The 12,452-nt window shown below is 67.9% G+C and carries 10 protein-coding genes; 7 read left to right on the forward strand and 3 right to left on the reverse strand.

Annotated elements, in window-relative coordinates; translation table 11 throughout:
• Positions 1 to 258: 258 nt before the first annotated feature.
• Positions 259 to 555: a GNAT family N-acetyltransferase gene (locus BJF77_RS16980; RefSeq protein WP_083665232.1), complete on the reverse strand. Its 297-nt coding sequence runs from the start codon at positions 553 to 555 to the stop codon at positions 259 to 261.
• Positions 556 to 863: 308 nt separating this feature from the next.
• Between BJF77_RS16980 and BJF77_RS16985 the strand changes: the two genes are divergently transcribed.
• The 6 genes from BJF77_RS16985 (at position 864) to BJF77_RS17010 (ending at position 5,808) form a co-directional block, all read left to right on the forward strand.
• Positions 864 to 1,991: a tyrosine-type recombinase/integrase gene (locus tag BJF77_RS16985; protein ID WP_075872902.1), complete on the forward strand. Its 1,128-nt coding sequence runs from the start codon at positions 864 to 866 to the stop codon at positions 1,989 to 1,991.
• Positions 1,984 to 2,343, forward strand: a complete 360-nt coding sequence (locus BJF77_RS16990; protein ID WP_075872903.1) for a helix-turn-helix transcriptional regulator — start codon at positions 1,984 to 1,986, stop codon at positions 2,341 to 2,343. The genes BJF77_RS16985 and BJF77_RS16990 overlap by 8 nt, the downstream gene beginning before the upstream one ends.
• Positions 2,340 to 3,794: a Fis family transcriptional regulator gene (locus tag BJF77_RS16995; protein WP_075872904.1), complete on the forward strand. Its 1,455-nt coding sequence runs from the start codon at positions 2,340 to 2,342 to the stop codon at positions 3,792 to 3,794. Before BJF77_RS16990 ends, BJF77_RS16995 begins: the two co-directional genes overlap by 4 nt.
• Positions 3,795 to 4,178: 384 nt before the next feature.
• A complete protein-coding gene (locus BJF77_RS17000; RefSeq protein ID WP_075872905.1) occupies positions 4,179 to 4,463 on the forward strand; it encodes a hypothetical protein in 285 nt (94 codons plus the stop codon).
• Entirely contained in the window at positions 4,444 to 4,926 is a 483-nt protein-coding gene (locus BJF77_RS17005) for a hypothetical protein (protein ID WP_075872906.1), read from the forward strand. Before BJF77_RS17000 ends, BJF77_RS17005 begins: the two co-directional genes overlap by 20 nt.
• 48 nt (positions 4,927 to 4,974) lie before the next feature.
• Positions 4,975 to 5,808 carry a protein NO VEIN domain-containing protein gene (locus BJF77_RS17010; protein ID WP_075872907.1) on the forward strand — a complete coding sequence of 278 codons (834 nt, stop codon included), beginning with the start codon at positions 4,975 to 4,977 and terminating at the stop codon, positions 5,806 to 5,808.
• Positions 5,809 to 5,831: 23 nt separating this feature from the next.
• On the opposite strand, the gene BJF77_RS17015 is transcribed toward BJF77_RS17010, so the two are convergent.
• On the reverse strand, positions 5,832 to 6,251 hold the full coding sequence (locus tag BJF77_RS17015) for a hypothetical protein (protein ID WP_075872908.1): 420 nt from the start codon (positions 6,249 to 6,251) through the stop codon (positions 5,832 to 5,834).
• A 529-nt stretch (positions 6,252 to 6,780) separates the two neighbouring features.
• On the opposite strand from BJF77_RS17015, the gene mobF reads away from it, so the two are divergent.
• Positions 6,781 to 11,325 (forward strand): MobF family relaxase, encoded by a 4,545-nt coding sequence (gene mobF, locus BJF77_RS17020; protein WP_075872909.1) that lies wholly within the window; start codon positions 6,781 to 6,783, stop codon positions 11,323 to 11,325.
• A 163-nt stretch (positions 11,326 to 11,488) separates the two neighbouring features.
• Here mobF and BJF77_RS20275 read toward each other — a convergent pair.
• Positions 11,489 to 12,452 (reverse strand): tetratricopeptide repeat protein (locus BJF77_RS20275; RefSeq protein ID WP_222845023.1); only part of this gene is annotated, 964 nt, incomplete at its 5' end.

Below are 12,452 nucleotides of genomic sequence, written 5' to 3' on the forward strand. Positions count from 1 at the left end.
GTTGGCCGGCTCGTCCTCGGGGCGGGTGCGCGGGGTGTCGTAATCGGTGGCCATGCGCGGAAGCATGCTCCTTCACAGGAAAACAGGGGAGGGGACATCGGCCAAAACCCCTCCGCCAGCCTGGTATTCCAGGCCCGACCTGCCTGGACGGCGGTGCGCCGGGGGCGTGACAGGCATGCCGAGGATCCTTGAAGTCATCATGAGACGGGATCGGCGGGTGCAGGTGCCGAGGCGGTAGTTGTGGTGGCCCGCGTTCCGTCAGTCGACCGATTGTCGACACTCGTGACTGCCAGCCTCGGGGTCGAGCCGGATCAGCGCCCGGATGTTCTGACCGTCCTGGGCCGGTGCGAGGGTGAAGCCAAGACGGCGCAGCACGGCCAGAGCGCTTGTGTTGGTGCTGGTGGTCTCTGCCCGTACTCCAGTCGCCCCGAGGGTAGCGGCCTGGACCAACGTGGCCGCCATGGCCGCTCCTCCCAGGCCGCGACCACGGGCGCTACGGGTCAGCCAGATGCCCGTCTCCAAGACGCCATGCTCATCAGCGCGCTTGAGGCGCAGGCCTGAATCGCGCTATGTGCGGCATGACACCTTGCGATGCTCAGAGGGGAGTTCCCACACGTCGGGAGCCGCTCGGGGAGCCTGCTTACGGCATTACTTTACATAACGTGACTTATCGGCGTTCAACCCACGGGAGTTCTCGCATCTGATGGAACTCCCGTCCGACCGATTCCGCCGCGGTTCCGCAGTGTTCTGCGGCCGACGGGACTGTGCCGGACGTCGGATGGCTCACCGGGGTTTTGCTGGGTCGCTGGTCAGCGTAGATTTCCTGCATCAGATGCACGATTCCACGGTGAGGTGGGATTCGGATGGACGCTGTACCGGGCCAGGTGCCTGCCGTCCTGACCGATGCTGGCGTGGGGTTGTTCCGCGCCGACGAGCGGGTGTTCGAGGCGATGCTCGACGGGTGGCGGGCGCAGATGCTGGCCCGCGGGCTGACCTCGACGACGATCAAGGCCCGGTGCGGTGTCGTGGCCCGGTTCCAGCGCTTCACCGGCACCTTCCCCTGGCAATGGGGCCCGGCGGATTTGGAGGACTTCCAGGCGCAGCGGCGCTCCGCTCCCAGGCCGATCAGTCTCACGACCCTGCGCGCGGACTCCAGCGCGGTCGCGGCGTTCTGTACCTATCTCACGACCCCGGTCTACGGGTGGGCGGCCTTCTGCCAGCAGGCGTTCGGGGACGTGCCCGCCCAGGTGGTCTTCGAGTGGAACACTCCCCGGCACACGGCCGATGACGCCATCGTCCCGGGGCGCCGGGCCTTCACCCGGGCCGAGCTGCAGCGGCTGTTCGACCATCTCGACGACCACATCGACCGCGAGCACGCCGCCGGGAGCAAACGCTGGCTGCCGGCCCTGCGGGACTCGATCGCCCTCAAGACCTGCTACGCCTACGGGCTGCGCCGCCGGGAGCTGACGATGCTCGAGGTGAGCGACTTCGGCCCCAACCCGCACGTGCCCGCCTACGGGCGCTTCGGTGCGGTGCAGGTGCGCTGGGCCAAGGGCACCACCGGCTCGGGGCCGCGCCGGCGCACCGTGCTCACCGTCCCGGAGTTCGACTGGGTCGTGGGCCTGCTGCAGTTCTGGACCGGCCCCGGCGGGCGGGCCCGGTTCCCGACCGCCGAGTCCTCCGGCGCGCTGTGGCCCAGCGAACGCGGCGGCCGCCTGCGCCTGGGCAGCCTCGGGGACGCCTTCGCGGGACTGCGCGAGGAGGTCGGGCTGCCCCCGGAACTGGGCCTGCACTGCCTGCGCCACTCCTACGTCACCCACCTGATCGAGGCCGGCTACGACCCGGCGTTCGTGCAGACCCAGGTTGGGCACGCCCACGCCTCGACCACGGGGCTGTACACCTCGGTCTCCTCGGACTTCAAGCAGAAGACCATCCAGCAGATGATCGCCGCCCGGCTGGCCACCGGACGCGAGGAGGACCCTGATGCCTGAACAACGCCGCATCGGCTACCGCTGGCATCTGCGCACCGTGATGGCTCAGCGCAACCTGTGGAAGAGCACCGAGCTACTGCCGCTGCTGCGCGCCCGCGGGATCACCCTCTCGGAGAGCCAGGTCTACCGGCTGGTGACCGGCACCCCCGAACGCATCCCGGCGCGCACCCTCGCGGCACTGTGCGACATCCTGGACTGCTCCCCCAACGACCTCTTCGAGCCCTACCTCGAACTGCGCGCCGCGGCCACCGCCAACGCCCCGACCCGGCCCCAGGAGATCGGGGTCGATCCGCACCAGCCGATCGCCCGCCGCATCCACCTGGTGCCCGAGGAGAACGACGAGTCCTCGTGAGCAGGCCCCGCCCACCCAGCGACCCGGACACCTGGCCGATCCCGTGCACCCGGTGCCGGGACCACCACGAGATCGCCGCCCACTGGCCCGACGGGCCCGTCTGCCGCTACTGCTACCAACAGGCCAAGCGCACCACCGGCACCTGCGCCTGCGGCCACGCAGGGGTGCTGCCCGGCCGGCTCGACGGGCACCCGACCTGCCGGGACTGCAGCGGGATCACGCTGAACCTCGACTGCCGCACCTGTAGGGCCGAGGCGGAGCTGCACTCGCACGGGCAGTGCTGGTCCTGCGTGCTGGCCGCCACCGTCGACCGGCTGCTCACCAATCCGCACACCCAGCAGATGCACCCGTCCCTGGCCCCGGTGGCCGCCGCGCTGAAGGCAATGACCCGCCCCAACAGCGGTCTGACCTGGCTGAACCAGCCCCACGTCACCGCCTTCCTCACCGACCTGGCCACCACGGCGACCATCAGCCACGAGGCCCTCGATGCGCTGCCGGCCACCCGCACCCGCGACTACGTGCGGGCCCTGCTGGTGACCCACGGTGGGCTGCCGGCCCGGGACGAGCAGCTGGCGCGGTTCACCGCCTGGAGCCAGGACGCCATCCAGCGGCTGCCCACCGGCGAGCACCGCGAGGCCCTACGACGCTTCATCCGCTGGGACCAAGCTCGGCGGATGACCGCCACCGACGGCGAGACCACCCACGGGGCCTTCCTCACCGCGAAACAGACCACCACCGTGGCCATCGACTTCCTGACCTGGCTCACGAACCGGGGCACCACCCTGAGCCGGCTCACCCAGGCCGACCTCGATGCCTGGCAATCCGGCGGGCCCACCACCCGGGAACTGGCCGACCGCTTCCTGAGGTGGGCGATCAACGCTCGTCTGGTGGACTCGCGCCTGCGCCTGCACCCCCACCGGCGCGGCACCGCGGCCCGCATGTCTCACCCCGACCAGACCCGCGCCCTGGCACGGGTCGTGGACCACGAGGAGCTCGGCCCCAGAGACCGCCTCGCGGCCATCCTCGTCCTCGTGCTGGCCCAACAGGTCGACGACGTCGTCGGGCTGACCTGGGACCAGGTCACCATCGACGACGACCGGGTCACCATCACCGTCGGGGCCCACCCCGTCGGACTCCCGCCCCCGCTGGATGAACCGCTGCGCCAGCTGGTCACCGAGCCCGGCCACGACCGGACCGCCGCGCACCCCCACAGCCGGTGGATCTTCAGGGGCAACTCCCCTGGCGACCACATCGACGCGAGCCACCTGCGGCGACGGCTGAAGACCGTGTGCGCGCCCCGGGCCGCCCGCCTGGGCACCCTCGAGGAGCTCACCAAGCTCAGCCCCATCCCGGTCCTCGCCGAGATCCTCGGCTACCACCCCAGCACCATCGAACGTCACGCCACCAACGCGGCCAGCGCCTACGCCCGATACATCGCCGCACGCCAGTAGCACCGGGAGCACCGTCAGGGCGGAACTCCCGCCTCATCAACATCCGTGCCTACCGGTTAAGTAGGACGTGTTCTTGCATCTGTTCGAACTCCCGTCGGACCGATTCTGGTGTGGTTCCGCGGCGGTCGGCGGGACTGCGCTGGGCACCGGATGGCTCATCCCGGGGGCTTGACCGGTTCGTCTCGTAAGGCTGCGCCACCCAAGGGCGCTGGAATCCCCCGAGGCGATGCCCTACTCGCCGGCCTCGGAAACTACGTCAGGCCACTGAAGCGTGCCACAGTAGAACATGCCTGTCCCCACCCAGGGAAGGATCCCCACGTACCACCTGGCGCAGCTTCCGAACTGCCGCGAGGCGCCACCGGCAGACGGCGAGAAGGAGGCCTGATGCCGCGCATTCTGATCCCGTATCTACTGTGGTGGGTTCGCCTGTACTACCGCATCGGTCACGCGGTGGCGCACTGGTTCCTGCGCATCATTCCGATGCCCTCGGTGCTGCGGCACCGGCTGGCCGGGACCGTGTCCATCGCCCCGTACCTGTTCATGGTCTGGGTTGTGGTCGGCGCCAACGACTTCACCTGGACGGCGATCGGTGTCGGGGCGTTGATCACCGCACTGTTGCTGGTGCTGGTCCACAAGGCGGAGGCTCGCCGTGCAGTTCGCGGACGTTGAACGCTTCTACTCCCACGTCCTCAAGGGACCGCACGCTGACTCGTGCTGGCTGTGGCTGGGGGCGATCAGCGACGACGGCTACGGCCGCTTTTGGATCAGCACCGCCGACGGTCAGCGGGCTGTGGCCGCCCACCGCTTCGCCCTGGCCACCGTCCACGGCGGGCTGGGGGCGATCGAGGGGCTGACCGCGTTGCACTGGTGCGACGTGCCACTGTGCGTGCACGCCTCCCTGGAGTCCTCCACGCACCTGTTGCTGGGCACCCGCTCGGACAACATGGCCGACCGGGCGATGAAAGGCAGGATGCCCTCGGCCACCGCTGCCCGGTGGCGCCGGCTCTCCCGGGCCGAGCGCTCCGCCCGCTCTCGGCAACTGCGCGAGGAGCTCAAGACCCACGGCTGGGACGAAGACTTGGTGCGAGAGCTCGTGCACGGGATCGACCCCGAGCACCCCACCCTGTTCTGAAACCACCGCGTCCTGCACATGCCTCGAGAGACAAGGCTGAATGACCCGATGGCCATCAACTTCAAGCTGTTCGACCAAAAAATGCTCGACCCGCAGGAGTCTTGGGAGGGACGACCCTGGCAGGGCTGGGCCCCGCAAGCGGCCCTCGAAGAGGTCTGGGAGTACAACCGAGGGATCTGGCGGTTCGGGGACCGCATCGAGGGCGAGCGGATCGCCACCTTCTCGTGGCGTGGAGAAGTCGTGTTGGTGGCCGCTATCACCGGCATCGAGGACGTCGGCCCACAGTTCTGGAAGAACGGGCAACGACGCCGAGCCCTCCAGGGGTACGTGCTGCATGAAGGCCATCGGGTGCACGACACTCTCATGGGCGCCGAGCGGCCACGCAATCGGGCTGCGCTGACCTACCATCCGACACCGCAACTCGATGAGCTTGTGGCGGCCGATGAGCCCGGGCACCCCGACTCTGAGGGGCAAGGGCTGGTCCTGGATCCCCAGCGGCGTAAGGCGCTGGAGGACGCCGCCCAGTCGCGTCTGGAGACCTACTACCGCGGTCGTGGGTGGGAGGTCGAGGACGTCCGCTTCGACGGTCCCTACGACGCCATCGCGCGGAAGAACGGCCAGATCCGTTACCTGGAAGCCAAGGGCACACAGTCCAACGGCGCGTCCGTGACCGTGACCAGCGGGGAAGTCCACCACGCTAGGCGACACCCCGGTGAATGCGTCATTGGCATCCTCAGCGGCCTGCGGTTCACCGAGGACGGTGAACTCGACGACAAGGATGCCCGGTTCACCGTGAGCCCATGGAACCCCGCAGACGAGGACCTGCAGGCCACCCAGTACCGGTGGGCCACCACACGCGAGACAGACCTGGCCGCAGAGTGAGCTGACGAGTAACCGGGCAGGATCTACGCGCCGACGGTCTCCCGCTCCAGCTCACCGTCGGCTGGAGTCGTCACATCGGCGGAATCGCGATCCTCCGGCGTGGCAACGTCCTCACTGGCGTTGTCCTTCAAAAGAGCGCGCACTGCGGCTGCTGACAGCTCCAATCGCTGAGCGATATCGGACACCGCCACCCGCTCCCCCTTCATGGCCACGGCCACACCGGCCTGCGCCTGCCTGGCCTGAGCAGCCTCCTGCTCGGCCTTGGCGCGGATCTCGGCGATGCGCTGCTCCGCCGCCTCTAGAATCTGCTCGGCCTCGCCCTGGGCGACGAAGAACTCCTCCCCCAGTTCCAACAAGCGCTGCTCCCGAGCCATGGCATCGGCGGCCGCCCGGCGGGCCCGTTCTCGAGCCTCGGTCTTCGTCGCGCTCTTCCGCGGGGCCATCACCACTCCTTCATATCAGCAACATCATTCCCTTCCATTGAACACCACCGATCCCCTAACGGTCACAGACCGACTTCTTCGCGCCGGCCCTGCCGCCGGCAGGGCCGGCGCCGCGGGAAAGGGCACCCCAGGGGGTGACAGTGTTGTGAGCTTTCGCGGGTGGCTGTGGACCGGCTCCGGGATGAATCCCGGTCCCTTCGCCGGACCCACAGCGACCCGCGAAATCTCGTGCAGGTTGTCCACCCGAAAAGGCGCGCGTGGACAACCTGGTTCGCTTGCACCCAGTCGACCTGGAGTGTGGACAGCTGATGCCGGCCTTTTCGACTCCTCGTTCCTCGTCCGCTCTATGGCATCACCTGCCCACACTTCAGGTCTTGTGGGCACAACCGCGTCACATCCGTGACGGACAGCCTGGGTCGCTCCGCCCCGATGACTCGCCAGCTCGCATCGACCCCCACGCCCTGTCAGACCGTCACACCTCATGCATCATTGATAAATGAGGATGAAAACGCGATAGATTGCTTCTGTGATGACCGTCCACAAGCTCAGCGCTGGGGACGGGTATGCCTACTACACCTCCGAAGTGGCTTCGGCTGATGAACTGCGCGCCGAAGGCCGGGAACTGGGCGACTACTACACCGTGGAGGGCATGCCGCCGGGCCAGTGGGTGGCCCACTCCGAGGCGTTGCTGGGGGTGTCGGGGGAGGTCACCGAGGCGCAGATGGCGGCCCTGTTCGGGGAGGGCATCCGCCCGGACGCGGAGCGCATCCTGGCCGCCGGCGGCACCGAAGCGGACGTGGCTCTGGGCCAGAAGTACCACCGCTATGCCAGTGCTGACACGGAACTAACCCGGCGCCTGGAGGAGGAGATCGCCCGGCACGAACGCACCACCGGGGCGGCCCCAACCCGCGAGGAACGCCAAGCCATTCGCGGTCGCGTCGGTGGCCAGCTGTTCCGGGAAACCCACGGGCGCGACGTGCGGAATAAGGAGGAGCTGGGCCGGTTCATCACGGCCCAGACCACCCCGAAGCAGCAGACCGTGGCCGGGTATGACTTGGTGTTCTCCCCCGCCAAGTCCGTCTCCCTGCTCTGGGCCCTGGGCGGTGAGGAGGCCCGGAAGGCCGTGGAGACGGCGCACAACGAGGCCATTGCTGAGACCCTGAGCTTCCTGGAGCAGGAGGGTACCTACACCCGGCGCGGCCGCAACGGGGTGCGGCAGATCGACGTCGAGGGCGGGTTGGTGGCCACCCAGTTCCGCCACTACGACTCCCGCAATGGGGACCCGCAGTTGCACGATCACGTGGTGATCGCCAACAAGGTCTTGGGTGCGGACGGCAGGTGGTCCTCCCTGGACGGGCGCACCCTGTACCGGATGAATGTGGCCGCCTCGGAGACCTACAACGCGAAGGTGATGGAGAAGGTCACCGCCTCCCTGGGGGTCGCCGCGGTGCCGCGGACGGCCGGTGGGAACGAGCCGATCTATGAGATCGCCGGGGTGGACCTGGACGCCATCCACCACGCCTCCTCGAGACGGGCCGACATCGCCGGGACCGTGGATCGGCTGCACGCGGAGTTCACCGACCGCCACGGTTACGCTCCCAACGCCAAGCAGAAGATCGCCCTGGCCCAGCAAGCCACCCTAGAATCCCGACCGGCGAAGAAGTCCGCCCGGCGCCTGTCCGAACTGGTCGAGCAGTGGGCAGACGAGTACGGGCAGCAGGTACAGATGCCGGTCGGCGACGACCTGCTGGCCCACGTTCGTGCGGCCGCCACCGGCGTGCCGACCGGCCCCGAGGTGGCGCAGATCAATGTCAGTGAGCACGCCCGCCTAGTGGTGCATGAGCTGTCCCAGAAGCGGGCCACCTGGAGCGTGAACCACGTCCACGCCCAGACCCGCCGGCACCTGAAAGAGACCATGATCGGGCGCACCGTGCCCGATGAGCTGGTGGCCGAGGTGGTGCGGGAGGCCACCGGCACGCACAGTCTGTCGGTCACCCCGACCGCTGATGTGCCGCGCTTGGCGGAGTTCACCCGCGCCGATGGCACCAGCCAGTTCATCCGTTCCGACGCCCACGTGTTCACCTCCCGGGAGGTCCTGGAGACGGAGCACCAGGTGCTCGCCGCCGCCCAGCGCACCGTCATCCCCGCTGTCTCCGCCCAAACCTTTGACGAGGTGCTGGCCGCCCACACCGGCCCCCTGAGCGACGGTCAGGTGGCCCTGGCCCGTGCTTTCGCCACCGATGAGAAGCTGCTCTCCTTGGGCATTGGTCCGGCCGGGGCCGGCAAGACCACCAGCCTCTCCCTGGCCGCCGATGCGGTGCGCGCGACCGGCGGCAACGTCGTCGGCCTGGCCCCGACCGCGGCCGCGGCTGCGGTCATGTCCGCCGACATTGGGGCCCAAGCCACGACCATTGACGCCTTCCTGATTGCCCACCGCACCGGCCGCACCGGGGCCGCCCAGCTGCACTCCGGGGACGTGCTGATCCTCGATGAGGTGGGCATGGTCACCACCCCGAAGCTGGCCGAGCTCGTGAACGTGGCAGCCCGCCACGGGGCCGTCGTTCGAGCCATTGGTGATGACCGGCAACTCGGGGCGATCGGTTCCGGCGGGGCGCTGCGTCTGCTGGACAGCGAGGTGGGAGCGACCCGGCTGGAGGCCGTGCACCGCTTCCGCACCGAGGGTGAGGCGGCCGCGTCCCTGGCCTTGCGCGAGCCCCCTGCGGCCGGGGCGGACACCCCATGGGCCTGGTACATGGACAACCGTCGTGTGGTCGCCGGGGACACCGAGGCCATGACCGACACCGCACTGCGGGCCTGGATCGTCGACACCGAGGCCGGGAAACGGTCCTTGCTGATCGCCACCGACAACGCCACCGTCACTGACCTGAACGCCCGCGCCCAGGCGGCCCGGATCGCCACCGGGGCCTTAGACGCCACCGGAGAGTCCGTGGTGCTGCGCGACGGCCTCACCGCCCACACCGGGGACGTGGTGGTGACCCGTCGCAACGACCGCACCTTGCAGCTCAACGGCGGCAAGGACTTTGTGAAGAACAACGACGTCTGGACCGTCGAGAAGGTGGGAGCGGACACCGCCACGCTGCGCCACACCGGCCACGGCGGCAAGATCACCCTGGATGCCGAGTACCTGAGCAAGCACGGCCAGCTCGGATATGCCGCGACCGTGCACCGGGCTCAGGGCGCGACCGTGGAGACCGCCCACGCGATCCTGGACGACTCCACCGACCGGGCCGCCGCCTATGTCGCTGCCACCCGAGGGCGGGAATGCAATCAGCTCTACGTCGCATTGAGCGACGGGCAGAGCCGCGACGAGGTCCTGGAGGCCATCGCCGGGGCCTACGACCGGAACCTGTCCGCCCACGAAACCGTGGCGGCCGAGGTGATGCGCAACGGCGACGTCGCCACCCTGGGGGAGGTCTACCGCGAGACCGCAGACGCTGCCTGGACGGCCAAGACGCGCACGATGGCTGTGGAGGTCATGGGCGCGGACAAGGCCGCGGATTTCACCAGCGCCGAGGCTTGGGGAGCGGTGGCCACCCACCTGCACACCGCCCAGGAGCAGGGCATGGACCCGGCCGAACTACTCAACCGGGCAGTGCATCAGCGCGGCTTTGGCGGAGCGGAAGACCCGGCCGCAGTGCTGGCCTGGCGGCTGGAGCACCAGATCCAGGACGCCCAGCGGGTCCTGGACAACACCGACCGCCGGCCCCTGGGCAACCTCACCGACGAGCACTTGGAGCGGCTGGCCGAGCGTACTCGGGCTGCCCAGGCGCAGCCCGTGGTGGAGGACCCACAGTGGGCGGCACACCCTTACGCCTGGATGCCCTCAGCCCAGCTTGCTGAGGCGAAGGCCAGTGCGGAGGCCGAGAACCTGGCCCTGCCCCCGGAGCTGTGGGAGTCCACCACCTCGCTGCACCTGGACTGGACCACCCGCACGATGGGCGCTGAGCAAGAGCGCCGGGCGGGGCTGTCCCCGGCCCAGTTGGCGGTGGAGCAGATCGCCCGGGGAGAGCGCCCCCGCACCGACTCAGGACTGTCGATCGGGGAGGCGATCGCCGCCGAGCAGCAGGTGCGCGCGGTGGCCGCCAAGACCCCGGCACCTGCCCCGGTGGCGGACGGGCGCCGGGTGAGCGAGGACCTGGCCCCCACACCGCTGATCACCGATCCGCAGGTGCCGGTGCAGTATCGGGAGCAGCTGGAGCGGCTGCGCACCCGGCTGGAGGAGCGCGTCATGGTGCGCGGTGCCGAGCTGGCCGAGGCGGCCCCGGAGTGGGCTACGGCCCTGGGCCCGGTACCGGCCAAGCCCGCCAAGGCGGCCGAATGGCACCAGGTCGCGGCCGAGGTCGAGGCGTACCGCAACCGCTACAACGTCCCCGCCCACGAGACCGCGCTGATCCCCCAGGCGCACCACCAGGACCCGGTGGCGGCCGCGCTGGTTCAACGGGCCACCGCGCTGCACAAGCACTCCGCGCTCACGACCGCCGCCCCGCAGACCCCGGAGCAGGTCCGCCAGGCCGTCGATGAGGCGCACGTGGCCGAGCGGGTGCGCACCACCCCGGCATCGGCTCAGGAGGCCGTGGAAGCATTGCGCGCCACCCGCGCCGAGGCCGCCGATCCGTTGCCGGCTCCGCAGGCGAGGGAGGCCGCCGTCACCGCGGCCGCTACGACTCCGGTAGCCGAGGAGCCCCGGCGGGTACTGACCAGGGAGGAGCTGATCGCTCACGTCGTGGCCCAGCACCGGGCCCAGACCCAGCAGGCCACCCCGACCACCGAGGCAGCTTCCCTCCACGAGCCGGCGTCCCCCACGCCGGCCACTCAGCAGAAGGAGACCCCCGTGTCCGAGAACTCCGAGCAGCCCCGCAAGCAGACCTCCGGTCCCGCCTGGCACGCTCAGCACGCCAGGTGGCCAAGCGCATCAAGGCCGCCAACCGCACCGAGCAAAAGGACAACCGCCAGGAGGACCAGGCCACCGCAACTCGCCGGGCCGCCGAGAGCGCACGCCGCGACAGCGGCCGTAGCCTCTAAAAAGGTTTCAATAGGTCGGGTTCGGAGGTAGCCAGGCACGTGCTCACATACGTATGCGCTCTAAGATCTTGCAGACAAAACCGAGGTTGATGGTCGAAAAATAAAAGTTAACCTTGCCCCGAAGAGGTCCAAACCAGGTTGCATAATAAACACCGATAGAGCCCCCAAACCTTTAGAAGGAAGCTCCCTGTTGATTAGAACTTACGCTTCCTTCTTTGTCTGCTCTTGCTGGTATCGGCCCTCTTGCCTCGGACTGTAGATCCCGTTCGGGTGCGTCTTTGTGATTCAACCTTACCGCGCATTACTTTCGAATTTTGCTTCTGCTTGTGGGCTGGCCCCTCCGCAGTCGCGGCATTTCTCTGACGTCCAGAGGAGCGCAGGCCCAAAAACATTGCGCGAGCCTTAACTTCCAGCCGATCCCCTTCTTCAGCATTCCTTATTTTTACCACCTTGCTGAGCGATCGCAACACCCTGGCTTGATGCTGTCTGTAACCCAAAGCCTCGCCGATTTCCAAACTGCGCCGCAAGTATTGCTCTGCAAGCCTAAAATCCCCGCCCCTTCCGCGCCTGTAATGGGCCTGCCCCAACGTATGAAGAACCTGCGCCACTCCAAAAGTGTCCCCAAAATGCTCGAGGGTCGCTAAACTTGATTGTAGCAATTTAAGTGATTCTTCGCGCCGATTTTTTGGATCGCGTAGCACCAAGGATATTGCCAGCGTATGCTCAACCTGAGCAACATGAATGGGATCGCCCAGTTCTTCCCCCATCCTTTTGCTACGTCGAAGCATTTTGATGGCTGCTCCCCAATTGGCTTGCTTATTCCTTTGTGCGTCATATCGGCCAACTAAATGCATTGCAACGGCTATTTCGAGCGATATACCTTCACTTTTTGCGACTTCACGCAGCATGCCGATCGCATCGCCGTGGCGGCCTTCTTTATAAGCAACCATCCCATTCAGGAAAATAATCTCAATGGCACCATCCGGCAGGACGCCCCAATGTTGTTGCTCTCGCGCCAGTCGAGAAGCCCACCACCCAACGCGTGGTGAGCCTATCTGCGCCAATCGCGAATACTCCGCCAATCCTATCTGCGGATTCAATGCAGACGTATGATATGCCTTACCTGGCCCTTCCACCAGGTACAACGGAACTTCCCCC

Source organism: Kocuria sp. CNJ-770, from assembly GCF_001942375.1.
GTDB lineage: Bacteria > Actinomycetota > Actinomycetes > Actinomycetales > Micrococcaceae > Kocuria > Kocuria oceani.